The sequence below is a fragment of the Kitasatospora sp. NPDC003701 genome (assembly GCF_053587085.1).
Genome location: NZ_JBSFNM010000045.1, coordinates 1 through 15,320, shown reverse-complemented (window position 1 = coordinate 15,320; position 15,320 = coordinate 1). Strand labels below are relative to the sequence as shown.

Annotated in this window: 11 protein-coding genes and 1 pseudogene; 5 read left to right on the top strand and 7 right to left on the bottom strand. The window is 71.7% G+C overall.

Features of this window, described 5'->3' with window-relative positions; all coding sequences use genetic code 11:
- The first annotated feature begins 207 nt into the window (after nucleotides 1-207).
- Both ACWDRR_RS31425 and ACWDRR_RS31420 read left to right on the top strand, forming a co-directional pair.
- Nucleotides 208-1,419, top strand: a complete 1,212-nt coding sequence (locus tag ACWDRR_RS31425; RefSeq protein WP_449775647.1) for an amidohydrolase — start codon at nucleotides 208-210, stop codon at nucleotides 1,417-1,419.
- Between the two features lie 300 nt (nucleotides 1,420-1,719).
- Nucleotides 1,720-2,385 (top strand): GntR family transcriptional regulator, encoded by a 666-nt coding sequence (locus ACWDRR_RS31420; RefSeq protein ID WP_449775646.1) that lies wholly within the window; start codon nucleotides 1,720-1,722, stop codon nucleotides 2,383-2,385.
- 11 nt (nucleotides 2,386-2,396) lie between these two features.
- On the opposite strand, the gene ACWDRR_RS31415 is transcribed toward ACWDRR_RS31420, so the two are convergent.
- From ACWDRR_RS31415 to ACWDRR_RS31385, 7 genes are all read right to left on the bottom strand, one after another.
- A complete protein-coding gene (locus ACWDRR_RS31415) occupies nucleotides 2,397-2,900 on the bottom strand; it encodes a DinB family protein (RefSeq protein ID WP_449775645.1) in 504 nt (167 codons plus the stop codon).
- A 78-nt stretch (nucleotides 2,901-2,978) separates the two neighbouring features.
- Complete coding sequence (locus ACWDRR_RS31410; protein WP_449775644.1) at nucleotides 2,979-3,851, bottom strand: AraC family transcriptional regulator; 873 nt, start codon at nucleotides 3,849-3,851, stop codon at nucleotides 2,979-2,981.
- 388 nt (nucleotides 3,852-4,239) lie between these two features.
- The gene (locus ACWDRR_RS31405) at nucleotides 4,240-4,698 is read right to left on the bottom strand and encodes a hypothetical protein (RefSeq protein WP_449775643.1); all 459 of its coding nucleotides are present in this window, start codon (nucleotides 4,696-4,698) and stop codon (nucleotides 4,240-4,242) included.
- A gap of 96 nt (nucleotides 4,699-4,794) precedes the next feature.
- Nucleotides 4,795-6,957, bottom strand: a complete 2,163-nt coding sequence (locus ACWDRR_RS31400; RefSeq protein ID WP_449775642.1) for a polymorphic toxin-type HINT domain-containing protein — start codon at nucleotides 6,955-6,957, stop codon at nucleotides 4,795-4,797.
- A complete protein-coding gene (locus tag ACWDRR_RS31395) occupies nucleotides 6,863-8,923 on the bottom strand; it encodes an ALF repeat-containing protein (protein ID WP_449775641.1) in 2,061 nt (686 codons plus the stop codon). Before ACWDRR_RS31395 ends, ACWDRR_RS31400 begins: the two co-directional genes overlap by 95 nt.
- Before the next feature lie 172 nt (nucleotides 8,924-9,095).
- Nucleotides 9,096-9,446 carry a hypothetical protein gene (locus tag ACWDRR_RS31390; protein ID WP_449775640.1) on the bottom strand — a complete coding sequence of 117 codons (351 nt, stop codon included), beginning with the start codon at nucleotides 9,444-9,446 and terminating at the stop codon, nucleotides 9,096-9,098.
- A gap of 68 nt (nucleotides 9,447-9,514) precedes the next feature.
- The gene (locus ACWDRR_RS31385) at nucleotides 9,515-13,573 is read right to left on the bottom strand and encodes a polymorphic toxin-type HINT domain-containing protein (protein WP_449775639.1); all 4,059 of its coding nucleotides are present in this window, start codon (nucleotides 13,571-13,573) and stop codon (nucleotides 9,515-9,517) included.
- 465 nt (nucleotides 13,574-14,038) lie between these two features.
- Between ACWDRR_RS31385 and ACWDRR_RS31380 the strand changes: the two genes are divergently transcribed.
- The 3 genes and pseudogenes from ACWDRR_RS31380 to ACWDRR_RS31370 form a co-directional block, all read left to right on the top strand.
- Nucleotides 14,039-14,530: a hypothetical protein gene (locus ACWDRR_RS31380; protein WP_449775638.1), complete on the top strand. Its 492-nt coding sequence runs from the start codon at nucleotides 14,039-14,041 to the stop codon at nucleotides 14,528-14,530.
- A gap of 65 nt (nucleotides 14,531-14,595) precedes the next feature.
- A complete protein-coding gene (locus tag ACWDRR_RS31375; RefSeq protein WP_449775637.1) occupies nucleotides 14,596-15,084 on the top strand; it encodes a hypothetical protein in 489 nt (162 codons plus the stop codon).
- Nucleotides 15,085-15,135: 51 nt separating this feature from the next.
- Nucleotides 15,136-15,320: pseudogene (locus ACWDRR_RS31370) on the top strand (hypothetical protein); the annotation flags it as partial.

Below are 15,320 nucleotides of genomic sequence, written 5' to 3'. Positions count from 1 at the left end.
CGGCCCCGGTCCGCCCCTGCTGCGCCGAACGGGCGTGCGCCTCCGGCCCGGCCGGGGCGGCCCGCCGGTCACCGCCCGGGGCCCGCCCGCCCCCGCCGCCCGGTGCCGGCCCGCCCCACCGACCCGGCATCGAGCGGGAGTTGACGAACCGAGCCGTCGTCGGGTTGGTTGGTGTCTCCGACAAAACCTCTCAAATCAGGAGCAACCATGACCGAAGCCACCACCGCCACCGTCTTCCGCGACATCCGGCCCTTCGGCTCGGCCGCGCCCGTCGACCTGATCGCCGTCGGCGGAGTACTGGTCGGGCAGGCCCCCGAGGGGGCGCGGGTGGAGGTCGTGGAGGGACGCGGGCGGATCGCGCTGCCGACCCTGGTGGACGCGCACATCCACCCGGACAAGACCGCCTGGGGCGAGCCCTGGTACAGCCGGCGCCCGGCGAGCGGCCTGCCGGAGTACGTGCGGGGCGACGTGGAGCTGTACGAGCACCAGCGCACGCCGCTCGCCGAGCGCGCCGAGCGGCTGCTCGCCCACGCGGTGACCCGGGGGACGCGGGCGGTGCGGGCCCACGTGGACGTGGCCCCCGCGTACGGCCTGGCGGGCGTGGAGGGGCTGGCGGCCGCCCGGGAGCGGCTGGGGGCGGCGCTGGACGTCCAGGTGGTGGCCTTCCCGCAGCACGGGGTGCGCCGGACGCCGGGCGCGGGCGCGCTGCTCGCCGAGGCGGCGGCGAGCGGGCTGATCGACGCGGTCGGCGGGATCGACCCGGCCGGGTTCGACGAGGCCGGGACGGACGGCGAGGGCCCGGCGCAGCTCGACCGGGTCTTCGGCCTCGCCGAGCGGCACGGCCTCCGGCTGGACATCCATCTGCACGACACCGGCGAGCGGGGCCTCGCCCCGCTGCGCGACATCGCCGCCCGGACGAAGGCCGCCGGACTGCAGGGGCGCGTGGTGGTCAGCCACGCCTTCTGCGTGCCGGAGCTGACCGGCAGCCGGCTCGACGCGCTGGCCGAGCTGCTGGCCGGGGCCGGCATCGGGCTCACCACCGTCGCGCCCTCGGCCCACCAGGTGCTGCCCTTCCGGGAGTTGGCGGCACACGGCGTGCGGGTCGGGCTCGGCTCGGACGGCGTACGGGACTCCTGGAGCCCCTTCGGCAACGCCGACATGCTGCACCGGGCCCATCTGCTCGGCTGGACCACCGACGCGCGGACCGACGCGCAGCTGTCCGAGTGCTTCGCCCTCGCGGCGGCCGGTGGCGCCGAGCTGCTGGGCCTGCCCGCCGCCGACCTCGCCCCGGGTTCGCCCGCCGACTTCATGCTGGTGACGGGCGAGTGCCTGCCCCAGGTGGTGGTCGATCTGCCGGAGCGCGAACTGGTCGTCCGGGCCGGGCGGGTGGTGGCCCGGGACGGCCGCTTCCTGGGCTGAGCGCGGCGCCGGTCGGCCCCCTCCCGGGGCGGCGACGAGACGGCCGTCGGCGGGCGTGGCGTCGGCGAGTGTGGCGTCGGCGGGCGTGGCGTCGGCGGGCGTGGCGTCGGGCGGGGCGGGAGTCACGGGGCGTCCAGGGGCGGGGATCCGGGGTGGCCCTCAAGCTAGCTGGTATACCGAATACCAGACAAGAGGCGCCCGCCGACGGATCCGGAAGGAGATCTGGAATGATCGGCACTGCCCTCGCCCCGCAGCCCGCACGCCACCGCCCCGCACGCCACCGCCCGACTGGAGCCCCCGATGCCCGACACCCCCGGCGACGCCCACCAGTCGCTCCGGGACCTCGTCTACGTCCAGCTGCGCGAGCGGATCATCGAGGGCGAGTACCCGGCCGGCCGGCGGCTGGTCGAGCGCGAGCTGGCCGAGACGATGAACGTGTCCCGGGTGCCCGTCCGGGAGGCCGTGCAGCGGCTGGAGCAGGAGGGGTTCCTCACCGTCCAGGCCCGCCGGGGCGCGGTGGTCGCCGAGTTCGGCCCCGCCGAGGCCGAGCACTTCTTCGCCGTCCGGGAGTCCCTGGAGGCCCTCGCGGCACGGCTCGCCGCCCAGCACGCCACCCCGGCCGGGCTCAAGGCCCTGGAGCGCATCCTGGCCCGGACCAGGAAGGCGGCCGAGGCGGGGCGGCTGCGGGAGACGGTCGGCCTCAACGCCGACTTCCACCGGGCGATCGTCGAACTCTCCGGCAACCCGCTGCTCCAGGACATGATGGCCCCGCTCGACGGCCGGCTGCGCCGCCTCTTCCGCCTCACCTCCGGCCCCGAGAGCGCCTCGCCGATGTGCGCCGAGCACGAGCAGTTGCTCGCCGCCATCCGTTCCCGCGATCCGCAGGCGGCCGCCGAACTCGCCCGCCGCCACGTCGCCGGCACCCGGGCCTTCGCGCTCACCGCGCTGGCCCCGCCGGAGAGCTGACCCCCCAGCCGTCAGCCCCGGTTGTGGTCCCCCGTCCGCCCGTCGATCAGCTCGCGCACGATGTCCATGTGGCCGGCGTGCCGGGCGGTCTCGGTCGCCATGTGGATCAGCACCCAGCGCAGCGACACCTCGTCGCCGAACCAGGCCCGGCCGAGGTCGTCGAGCTCCAGCCCCTCGATGACCTGGTCGGCGCTGGCCCGGGCACGGGCGTAGAAGGTCAGGATGTCGGCCGTGGACTCGTCCGGCCGCACCCGCAGGTCGGACTGGTCGTCCTCGTCGAGGTCGAACGGCAGCGGGCCGGTCGCACGGCCGAACGTCTCGCAGAACCAGCCGAGTTCGACCCCGCCGAGGTGCTTGACCAGCCCCAGCAGCGTCGTCCCGGACGCCGTCATCGGCCGGCGCAGCTGCTCGTCGTCCAGACCCTCCAGCTTCCACAGCACCGCGTCGCGGTGCCGGTCGAGAGCCACGAACAGGCTCTCCTTCTCCGCCCCTTGGAAGGGCACACGCTTCGTCATGCGCGGACCCTAACAGGCGGCCGGGTCGATGGGACCGTCAACGTCCCATCGGCCCGGCCCAGTTCACCACTCAGCGACTCACCGGGAGGCGGCCCGCTGCACCCCGATCCACAGCTGCGCCTCCGCGACGCCGTCGGGCAGGGACCGCGTCCACAGGATCTCCGGCCCCGGCCGGGTCTCGTAGGGGTTGGACGGGAACCACTGGGTGTAGACGTCCCGCCACATCTCCTGGAGCGCCTGCGGGAACGCCCCCGTGCTGGAGAAGACGGCCCAGGTGCCGGCCGGCACCTCCCGCACGTCCAGATCGTCCGGGACGACCGTGTCCGCACCCGCCACCACCGCGTGGTAGTAGTCGAGTTCGACACCCTCCTCACGGCTCTCCGAGAAGAACTCGGTGACCGAGACGATGCCGTCCGGATCCTGGTCCGAGAGGGCGGCGATCCGGTCGACGACCTCCGGCGCGATCCCCCGGATGAACGCGGCGATGGCCGGATTCACCCCCTCGTGGACGAGCGGGACCCGGGCCCGCCGGCCGACCACCCGGAACCCGGGCTTCTCCACGATGCGGTATTCCATACTGCTGCTCCCTTCGATGACGAGTCGGAAGGACATCCGGGGCTGGGACCGCAGCACGACGCCACCGCGCCGCGCCTCCCCCGGGCCGACGCCGTGCATCGCCCGGAACGCCCGGGCGAACGCCTCGCCCGAGGTGTAGCCGTACCGGACCGCCACATCGAGCAGCGTCCGCTCACCGGCGAGCACCTCGGCCCCGGCCACGGTCAGCCGCCGACGCCGCACGTACTCCGACAACGGCATCCCGGCCAGCGCGGAGAACATCCGCCGGAAGTGGTACTCCGACGTCCGCGCGATCCGCGCCAGCTCGGCCACGTCGATCGACCCGTCCAGGCGCTCCTCGATGTGCGCCATGGCCTGGTTCACCTGCTCCAACATGCCGACCCCGTCCTTCCCTCCACTGGTCACCACCGTAGGAAGCACCCACCCTGCCGCACCCGACATCCTGTGCCCGCTCCGGTCGGGTCCCGGAGCGGGCACGGATCGGATCGCCTCGACTCGGACCAGGCCCTGCGCCGGCGTCGCGTCCGAGTCCACCGGTGAGGACACCGGACTCGCAGCGGTTGGTGGTCCGCTCGTACCGGCCGAACACCTAGCCGATCTCCCGGCCACCGACGCCGATGCCCCGGCCGGGACGTCGGTGTACTCGCCCGGACGGCGGTGGAGTTCGGTCATGAAGGGCTCGCAGAACGCGGCCCCCGACGACCGACCGGACAAGCCGAACGGCCCGCCGGATCGACCGGCGGGCCGTCACAGGAGATCGAGGTCAACGACGGGGCACCAGGCCCAGCCGGTCCGGAACGTCACCCATCTCCACCATGGAATCCGTGAAGGTCTGCAGGAGCTCGACGGCCTGCTCGACCGTGAGGCCCTCACGTCCGGCGTGATGGAGAACGGTCACGCCCGTCTCGAACTCGCCCATGTCCTGCTCAAGGTCCACCTCGACCGACGCCTCCACCGAGCACCGGGGCTCCGCGATCCGAATCGACAGTTTGAAGTTGAGCTCGCTCGCCTCCGCGTCCTGTTGTGCCACGAGGCGGAAACTGTGCAGCAGGGTGACCTCCGGAGCCCCCGAATCGTCGCCGAGGAGGAAACTGGGGACGAGGCACGAATCACCGGGGAAGACGTACTCGAGGTACATACCGACCGTGAAGTCGTCGATCCTTCGCCGGCATTCGACGAGCTCCGACAGGAGCCTGGCGAGTGTTCCTTCGACCGAGGGCACGGTTTCACCAATCATCAACGAGGGACGGCGGCAAGCGGGAGGCCGAGGGCCACAATCCGCTTGCCGCCGGCGGGGCAAACAGGAGAAGGGCCGACCCTAGTAGGCCTTCACGGTGTAGACGACCCAGGAACCCTTGTGGCCGCCCTGCCCCTTCTGGATGCGCCTGAGCACAAGCGTCAAGTTCTTCGCATCCCACACCTTACCGGTGTTGTCCGCTGCCCGGCCGACGTCCTCGCCGAGATTCAGCGTGAACTCCTTCATTTCCGAAATATCGGCCTTCGCCGCCCACTTGTTGATGGCGTCCCGGTAGTGCTCCACCACAGCGTCAATGTGCTTCTGCGCAGTGGAGCTGTTGAGCATGGACGCCACGTTCGTCCTCGGGTCCGTCCGTGCACGGTCCTTCAGCGCATCGTCGCTGAGGTCCAGGTGATCCTTCGGGTGTGCACCGGCGACGCCTTGGTCGTATTCGAGCTTTCCGCAGTTGTGCACCAGCACCGGGAGACTTCCGGCCAGCACGTAGTACGTGTGGATGTCGTCGACGGTGAGGTTGAACGCCTCCTGCACGGTCTTGCGGTCCCGGACGTCGACGACCTTCAGCCCCGCACCCGTGTCCGAGCGAAGGACATCGCCTACCCGCAGGTCGACCGCGTCGGTCCACCGCTGGCGGTCCACCGACCAGAAGGGGTGGTGATCGGTCGCCGTGAGACTCCCGCCGGAACCACTGCCGGCCCGAACCGCGAGATCGGTGAAGTCGTCGTCATCGGGCGTGCGAATGGTCGCGGTGACCTTGCGAGCGCCGCTCCGCGCGGAAACCGGGTCGGTGGCCAGCACCTCCTGACCGACCTGGACCTGCTCGATCGGCACCGTAGTACCGTCCGCCATCAGGACACGCGTGCCGGCGGGGAAGCTGTTCTTGATCGGGCACGACCCCTTGACCTTCGAGAACAGGTTGTCGAGGAAGTCGATGACCTTCTTGCCGCCAGGGATCTTCTCGGCCCACTTGGCGAGCTTGGCGACAGCCGCGGCATCCCCGGCGAGCGGGATCGCACCGACGCAGGAGAGGACCGCGTTCTCGACGTCCTTCTGCAAGGCGTAGATACCGCAGTTCACGAGATCCGCGATGTCGGCGATCCCCGGCAGGAACACCCCGCCGATTCCCCCGACGACGTCGAGCAGGCCGTGGGTGATGTTGAGTGCCGTGTCCAGCCAGCCGGAATCCTCGTCCTTCACCTGCTTGCGGAGTTCGGCCTCCAAGCCGGCTGCGGCGTCCTTGTCCTCCTTCTCCGCCTGCGCCTTGGCCGCGGCATCGTTGGCGGCCTGCTCGGCCGCCTTGCGCTCGGCCTCCTTCTCCGCGGCGAGCTTGGTGTTGTAGGCCGCGAAGGCATTGCCTGCGGCCTGCTCCGCGACCACCTTGTCCTTGCCGGCGGCCTCCGCGTCGGCCCGTGCCCGGGCCGCCGAGGCGTAGGCGTCCTCGGCGGACCAGCTCGCCTGCTCCGCCGACCGCTGGGCCTTCTGGGACGAGACCATGGCGGACGCCGCATCACGACGGGCAGAGGCCTCGGCGTTACTGGCGGTCTTCGCGGCCGCCGCGGCCTTCTCCGCGCTCGCCGCCGCCTGCTCGGCCTTGGATCGCGCGTCAGCGGCGAACCCAGCGGCGCTGTCCGCCGCCGCCTTGGCCTGATCGGACGCAGCCTTGGCCTCGCCCGCCGCGTCACGGGCGACCGTGGCCACCTGCACGGCCTCGGCCGCGCTCTGCTGCGCGTACGCGGTCACCGAAGCAGCCTCGGCGATCATCCGCTGAACCTCTGCCACGTGGGTGGCCGCCAACTGGTCCTTGCGCGCGGCGGTGTACTGGCCCGTCTGGATGAACGCTCGCACCACCTGCGGCGGACCCTCGAGGGCCACCTGGGCCGCGGCCTTGAGCTCCGGCCCCCCGGTCACGAACAGCTGGGCCGCCCTGACCTGGTCGTCGGAGAGCTGGGCCGCATAGCGACCTCGGACGAGAAAGTCCCTCAGCCCGTTGACGCCTCCGTTGAGCGCCTGCTGCCCCGCTTCGCGGACAGCGGGGCCCGCGCCGTCCATGAGCTTGGCCGCACTGACCTGAAGATCAGCGACGGCCGCCTGGTACTGGCCACCCTCCAGGAACCCCGCGATCGCCACCGCGTCACCCTTGAGGGCCTGCGTGGCCGCCGCGCGGACAGCCGGGACCTGCGACTCGATGGAAAAGGTTCGACACCCGGTCACGGTCGTCGAGTTCACCTGCACCGCGGTAACCCGACCGGAGGTAGGCGAGAACGGCGTCATCGTCTCCGGAGAGCGCCGTGCGCGCGGCCGCGGTGCCCCACGGACCGGACATCCTCATCGACAGGAGCGCCAGCTTGCGCCCGTCCGCGGCGATCCCCGCGTTGTCCGCGCCCGGCTGTGCCAGAGCGGAGGCGAGGCGGGTGGCCTCGTCCTTGGCCCGGCGGATCTGCTGGACGGCATCGCCGACCTGGGTGCCCTTGTCGTCGTACGCCGCCTTGGCAGCCCTGGCCTTCTCGACGTTCGCGGCGGTCCGCGCCGCCAGGTCCTCGGCCTCGGCCCGGCGGGCGAGGTCCTGCACCTGGTTGGCCTTGTCGACCGCGTCCTTGGCGGTCCGGGCGGCCTGTACGGCGGCCTCGGCATGGGCCGTGGCCCGGTCCGCCGCCTGTGCGGCCTCACCGGCGTGCTGCGCCGCGTCACGAGCGGCCGAAGCCGCGTTGCGGGCATGCGTGGCCGCCGAGTCCGCGAGCGTCTTCGCCTGGATGGCGGCCTGCGCGGCCTCACCGGCAAGGGACTTGGCGGCGGTGGCGGCCCGCGAGGCCTCCTGCGCCTGACGACGCGTGGCCGCCGCGGCCGCCTTGGCCCGCGCCGACTGAGCGCCGGCCGCGGAGGCGAAACCGCCGGCCCGATCGGCCGAATCGGCCGCGGCCGTCGCGTTGCCACCCGCGCTCAGCGCCGCGTCCGCGGCCTGCTGACTGGCGGTCGCAGCCGCGTTCGCCTGGGTCAGCGCACCGGACGACGCCTCCGCCGCCTTCGCTGCCGTCTCGGCTGCGACCGCGGCCACTGCGGCGGTGTCTGCCTTGCCGCGGTCGGACGCGGCCGCCGCGGCGGCGTTTCGTGCCGCAGTCGCCGCCTGCGCGGCACCTGCCGCCGCGTAGGCGGCCTGGGTGGCCGCGCTCGCCGCCGTCCGTGCCGAGTTGGTGGCGGCCCTGGCAGCCGTGATCGCGGTCTGGGCCGCGTCTGCCGCACGCCCGGCGGCGTCCGCGGCACGAACGGCCGCAGCGCCCGCGGCGATGGTGTCGTTGCGCGCCGCCTCGGTCTCGGCCGCCGCCCTCGCGGCGTCCGCCTTCGCGAGCTGTGAAGCGGCCACCGCCTCGGCGGAGGCGGCCTTCGCGGCCTCCGTCTCCCGCACCGCCTGGGCGGAGGCGTCCTTGGCCTGCTGGGTCAGCTGCCCGACACTGGTGCGCTCCACGTCCCTGGCCTTGGCCACGTGCTGGCCGACGCTGAGGAACTCGCGCACGTCATCGATCGACCCGTTGATCGCCAGCTTCGCGGCCGCCTGGGTGTTCGGCCCGCCCTCGCTGAAGATCTGGACCAGCTTCACCCGGTCGTCGGTGTCCCGAGCCGTGTACTGACCGTCGTTGAGGAAGGCCTGGACGTCATCGTTCGAACCGTTCAGAGCCGCCCGCGCCGCCGCCTCCACGCCGCTACCCGCGCCGTTCATCAGCTGAGCGGCCCTGACCTGCTGATCCTGGGTCAGCGGCAGCTGCCAGCCGGATTCGAGGAAGACTCGCAGCTCCTCGGGTGAGCCGGAGAGCGCCTTGAGAGCCGCCTCCTTGACCCCGGGCCCGCCGAGTGCGTGCATCTGTGCCGCGCTGACCTGGTTGTCCTGCAGTTCGGCAGGAGCCAGGTCGACGTCCAGGAACTTGCGCACATCCGCGTCGGACCCCACCAAGGAGGTCTCGGCAGCGGCCTTGACGGCAGGGCCGCCCTCCAGCCAGTAGCCGATCACCCGGGCCCGGTCGGTCAGCGGTATCTCGACACCGCTACCCGTGACGGGCGCATCCGCAACGGCCGGACAAGCGCCCAACAAACTGGACACCAATACCAGCGGAAGAACTCGGAGGAATGCTCGGGCCGGTATGGCCCGAGGCTTTCGTCGAATTCTCCTCTCCCCTGCGATCCCCACGTTCCATACGTCCATCAAGAACCCCCTGCATACTCGGTCGATTCACATGTGAATCGTCGCCGAAGCATACTGTCTTTCTGACACTCAGAGAGACCGAGGAACAATCAGGAAATCCGGTGAGATCGCCACCGAGATGCGTGCAGGGAAAAGCGAGACGTCTCTCGTCGGGCCCCGAGAGGTACCGAGTTCACTCGCCCGGAGGCAGGACCAGCGGATTCTCGCGGAACTCACCCAGCAGCCGAAAGAAAGCCTCTGCCGAGGACTCGTCCGTGCGCTTGAGACTCTCCACCGCCGTCTCCCAGCCGTGCGAGAGCGAGGTGCCGAAATTCCAGCTAAGCCAGTTGGTGAACGGGCCGTCGGGGTCGAATGCGAAGCCCTCGTCCACACCGTGGATCTGCAGAGCGAGCGAGTATCCGGCCAGGAATCTCGCGAACTCACGCAGATCGCCACTCGCGATGGTCTGTCGCCTGAAGCGCACGTCGTCCAGCACATCGTCGATGTTGTGAAACTCTCCAGCCGGCACAGTCTCGCTCCTCATGGGATTTCAATAGGTGGTGTGGGGGCCCACGACAACGTGGACCCCCACACTCGATCTAGGTCACAGAACTATCCCCCGGTGGGGGTGAACGTGTAGCGCCCGTTGCTACCGGGGTTGAGATACAGCGACCCCTTCCTCGACTGGACGGGGAACTGGCCCACGTTATCGAAGAAGCGCGCCAGATACTCGTCCCGTGGGACACCGTTCCTTCCCGTCCAGTTGTCGAAGACCTTGCCGTCCTTGATCACGGCGTAGTGGACCGACCATCCGGACTCGATTCCCTGGTAGGGAAGCTTCGCGAGCGTGGAACCGTACAGCGGTGAGATCTGGAGCACCTCCCCTCCTCCGAGCTTGTTGATGATCTCCATCGCGCAGGCCTCGCACCCGCTGCTGTCCTTGATCGTGCTCTTGGGCGCGGCCGTCCACGACTCACCCAGGTCGGGGCACTTCTGCGAGTTGTGGACCAGCACCGACGTCTCGCCCGCGAGGACGTAGTACGTGTGGAGGTCGCTGACCGAGAGGTTGTAGGCGGGCTGCAACGTGGTCCGGTGCCGGACGTCCGAGACCGTGGCGGTCGCACCGGAGGCCGTCCGCACCTGGTCACCGGCCTGGAGGTCGGCGGCGTCCACCCAGTTCTGACGGTTCTCGGACCAGAAGGGGTGGTGGTCGGTCGCGGTCAGCGTGCCGGCCTTCGCCCCCGTCCGCACCACCAGGTCCGTGAAGTCACGGTCATCGGGGGTGTAGATGGTCGCATCCACCCGGCGGGCACCGGTCTGTCCGGTGGCGGGGTCGCCGGAGAGGACCTGGTCGCCGACCCGGACCTGCTCGATCGGCTTGGTCGAACCGTCCGCCATCAGCACCCGGGTGCCGGCCGGGAAGCTGTTCCTGCCGATGGGGCAACTGCCGGGGAGCTTGGAGAACAGCTTGTCCAAGAACTCCATGACCTTCTTGCCGCCGGGGATCTTCTCGGCCCACTTGGCGAGCTTGGCCACGGCGGCGGCGTCACCGGCGAGCGGAATCGCCCCGACGCAGGACAGGATCGCGTTCTCGACGTCCTTCTGCAGGGCGTAGATGCCGCAGTTGATCAGGTCCGCGATGTCCGCGAGGCCCGGGGCGAAGACTCCCCCGACACCACCGATGAGGTCCAGGACCCCATGGGTGACGTTCAGGACGGTGTCCAGCCAGCCGGACTTGTGCTGGGCGGCCTCCTTGCGGAGTTCGGCCTCCAGGGTGTCGGTGGCCGACTTCTTGTCCTGTTCGGCCTGCTGCTTGGCGGCGGCGTCATTGGCGGCCTGGGCCGCGGCCACACGGGCGGCCTCCTGCTCGGCGACGTACTTGGTCTTGTACGTGTCCATGGCATTGCGCGCGGCCTGCGCGGCGACCGCCGTGTCCTGACCGGCCGCCTCGGCGTCGGCCTTCGCCCGGGCGGCGGAGGCGTAGGCGTCCTGAGCCGACCAGCTCGCGCTGGCGGCCGAGCGCTGGGCCTGCTGGGCCGAGTAGCTGGCGGAGGCGGCGGAGTGACGGGCCGAAGCCTCGGCGGAGGCGGCGGTCTTCGCCGCGTCCGCGGCCTTCTTGGCGCTGACGGCGGCCGCGTCGGCCTTGTTCTTCGCCTCGGCGGCGTAGCCGGCAGCGGCACTGGCAGCGGCACCGGCCTGGGCGGACGCGACGTCGGCCTCACCGGAGGCGTTGCGGGCGAGGGCCGCGGCCTGGACGGCCTCGGCGGCACTCTGCTGGGCGTAGGCGGTGACCGCCGACGCCTCGGAGATCATCCGCTGGATCTCGGCCACGTGGGTGGCGGCGAGCGCGTCCTTGCGAGCGGTGGTGTACTGCCCGGTTTCGATGAAGGCCCGGAGCACCTCCGGGGTTCCTTCGAGCGCGATCCGCGCCGCGGCCTTGACCTCCGGACCGCCGGACTGACGGAGCCCGGCCGCGACGACCTGGTCGTCGGCGAGCTGAGCCAGGTAGCGGCCGTTGGTGAGGAAGTCACGCAGCGCGTCGACGTTGCCGTTGAGCGCGGCCCGACCGGCGGCCTGGACCGTGAGGCCACCTGTGCTGACGATCTTGGCGACACTCACCTGGAAATCGGGAGTGGCCGCCTGGTACTGGCCGGTGGTCAGGTAGGCGGTGACCGCGTTGGCGTCACCCTGCAGGGCCTGGGCCGCCGCAGCGCGCACCGCCGGAAGCTCCGAGGTGGTGGCGAGGTTCTGGACACGGTCCCGGTCGTCCATCTCGATCGCCCGGCGGCGACCGTCACGGACGAAGTCGAGCACGTCCTGGTCGGTGCCGGAGAGTGCCGTTCGGGCTGCCGCGACCTCCCAGGGACCGGCGATCTTCATCGACAGGACGGCGAGCTTGCGCCCGTCGGTGGCGATGGCCGCGGTGTCGGGGTTCGCCTGGGCCAGCGCGGTGGCGAGGCGGTTGGCCTCGTCCTTGGTCCGGCGCAGCTGCTGGACGCCGTCGCCGATCGCGGCCTGCTTGTCGTCGTAGGCGGCCTTGGCGGCCTTGACCCGTTCGACATCGGTGGCGGTCTGCGCGGCGAGGTCCTCGGCCTCCGCCCGCTGGGCGAGGTCGTGGACCCGGTTGGCTGCGTCGACGGCGTCCTTGGCGGTCTGCGCGGCGGCGACCGCCGCGTCGGCGTGGGCCTTGGAGCGGTCGGCGGCCTGTGCGGCCTCTCCGGCGTGCTGGGCGGCGTCATTGGCGGCGGCGGCCGCGTTGTGGGCGTGCGCGGCGGCGGAGTCCGCGAGCGCCTTGGCCTGGGCGGTCGCCTGCGCGGCTTCGCCGGCCAGGGACTTGGCGGCGGTCGCGGCCCGGGAGGCTTCCTGGGCCTGACGCTGGGTCGCGGCCGCGGCGGCCTTGGCCCGCGCCGACTGGGAACCGGCCACGCCGGCGTAACTACCGGCCTGGCCCGCCGCGGTGGCGGCGGCCATCGCGTTGCCGCTGGCGCTCAGGGCGGACTCGGCCACCTCGGCGCTGGCGCTCGCGGCGGCAGTGGCCTGGGTCAGCGATCCCGACGCGGCGTCCGCGGCCTTCGCCGCGGTCTCGGCCGTGGTGGCGGCGGCCGTGGCCGCGTCCGCCTTGGCACGGTCCGTGGCGGCTCCCGCCGCCGCGTTGCGGGCGGCCGTCGCGGCCCGGGCCGCGCCCGCGGCGGCGTAGGCGGCCTGGCTGGCCGCGCTGGCCGCCGTGCGGGCCGAGTTGGTGGCGGAACGGGCGGCCTTCACCGCGGTCTGCGCCGCGTCGGTCGCCCGGTTGGCGGCGTCCGCCGCCCGTCCGGCGGCGGCGGACGCGGCGACCGTGTCGTTGCGCGCGGCCTCGGTCTCGGCGGCGGCCTTCGCCGCCGACTCCTTGGCCAGTTGCGAGGCCGCGATCGCCTGCGCCGCGGACTCCTTGGCGTCCTCGGTCTCGCGGACGGCCTGTGCGGACGCCTCCTTGGCCTGCTGGGTCAGCTGCTCGACGCTGGTGTGCTCCACGTCACGGGCCTTGGCCACGTGCTGGCCGACCTCGAGGAACTCACGGACGTCGTCGATGGTCCCGTTGAGCGCCAACCTGGCGGCGGCCTGGGTGTTCGGCCCGCCGGTGGCGAGGATCTGAACCAGCTTCACCCGGTCATCGGTGTCCCGCGCGGTGTACTGGCCGTCGTTCAGGAACGCCTGGACATCGTCCGGGGTGCCGTTGAGGGCGGCCCTCGCGGCAGCCTGCACACCGGCGCCCGAGCCGTTGATCAACGAGGCGGCCCTGACCTGCTGATCGCTCTTCAGCGCCTCCTGGTAGCCACCGTCCAGGAAGGCCCGCAGCTCCTCCGGGGTGCCGGCGAGCGCCTTGCGCGCCGCCTCCCGTACACCGGCTCCGCCCAGGGTGAGGATCTGCGCGGCGCTGACCTGGTCGTCCTGTACCTGAGCGGGAACGCGCTCGATGTCCAGGAACTTGCGCACGTCCGCGTCCGAGCCGGTCAGTGCGGCCTCGGCCGTGGCCTTGACCGCCGGACCGCCCGCCTGCCAGAGCGCGACCACGCGGGCGCGGTCCATCGACACGACGGGGGTCGTGGCACCCGTCGCGTCCGCGGCCATGGCCGGAGCGGCCCCCAACAGACCGGCCGCGAGCGCCAGTGGCAGCACGCGCAGGCTGACCACAGCGGATATGGACTGCCCACCCCGCCTTCGCCGCTTGGACCGGACAACTATTCCACCCACCAGAGACCCCTCCACGATCCGATAGCCGAGATTCGACTGGGGTGGAGCATATCCACAGCGGAATGTCCGAACGACCGGAAAGACAACCCGTCAGCTCGACGCACAGAGGTGTTGGTTGAGCGAACAGATGGCAAACCCAGACAAAAGACAATCAATCTCTCGCCTCGTCAAATCGGCGACCCAACTGAGCTGACCTGCTGCGTTACTTGATCGAGCCACGGCCGGGGAGAGCGCTTGGGCATGCCCTAGACTGCGAACCGCCAAAGCCATCGGGGGCCGGGAATGGCACGCCGTCACCGCCATTCCATCCGTCTCGCACGCGTCGGATCAACGATGCCGACCGTCGAGTAGTTGGATGTCGACCGTTCCCCCGGGTGAAGTCAACCCACCTGAAGGGAAAATGAGATGAAGAGCAACATAGCCCGCTGGCTGATAGCCGGTTCCCTCGCGGCAGCCACCACCTTCGGCGCCACCGCGCTGGCCTCCGCGGACTCCGCTCCGGGGGGCGACACCGCCACCCCGCCGCCCGCGGTGGAGGACTTCGCCTACCCCGGCGCCTCCCCCTTCCCCCAGCTGAAGCTCATCCGCGGCGACGGACACATCGTCCTGGCCGACTGCAACACGTCCACCCAGATCCAGCTGTGGAGCACGGCCGCCACCAGCCCCAGTGGCGGTCCCGGCGTCTGCTTCCGCGTCACCGGCGCCAGCGGCTACCTCTCGCTCGAACTGCCGCAGACCTTCATGATCCAGACCAGCAACGAGCGGTCCGTGCGCGCCGACCTGACCTCCGAGGGTGTCGCCCAGACCGTGGACGTCGCCAAGGGCGGCGCCGCCACCGTCGGCGTGGCGCTCGGCCAGAAGCCGACCATGCTCGTCGAGTTGCGCATCACCGGCTGACCCGTCACCGAGCCGGTCGCCGACCGGCCGCCCAGTACCCGGCACCATCGATCTGGGGGACTCCCATGAAACACCGCGTCCGCGGTTGGGCGGCCGTCATCGCCGCCACCGCCGCCGCAGGCGTGTTCGGCTTGAGCGCGTTCGCCGCCGCCGACACGGCACCACCGCCCGCCGACGCCGCCGGCCCGCCGCCGGCCGTCGAGGACTTCTCCTACCCCGGCGGTTCCGCGCTGACCGGCTTCAAGATCCTGCGCGGCGACGGCCACCTCACCCTCGCCGACTGCTCCGGCCCGACGCAGATCCAGATCTGGACCCGGGCCGCCGTCAACCGCGACAACAAGGTGTGCTTCACCGCCACCACCACGACCGGCTCGCTGACTCTGGAGCTGACCGACGTCTTCGCCGTCCAGACCTCGGGCCGCTCCGTGCAGGCCGGCCTCACCGCCGGCGGAACGACCCAGACCCTGGACGTTCCCAAGGACGGCTTCAAGGCCGTCGGTGAGGGCCTCGGCCAGGCCCCCACCACCGTCGTCGAACTGCGCGTCACCGGCTGACCGTCCAGCTGCCGGCAGACATCCACCTTCGAGACCGAGGAATACCACCCCATGCTTTCCAAGACCTCTGCCCGCGCCCGGCTGACGGGCGCGTTGGCCGCGACCTTGGCCGTCGGCGCGCTGGCCACCTTCTCCGCCGCGCCGGCCGGTGCGGCCGTCGGTGACCCGGCGGCGGACGGCGCCTACGCCTACACCGCCAAGCTCACCATCGGCGACAACGTCCGCACCTGCACCGG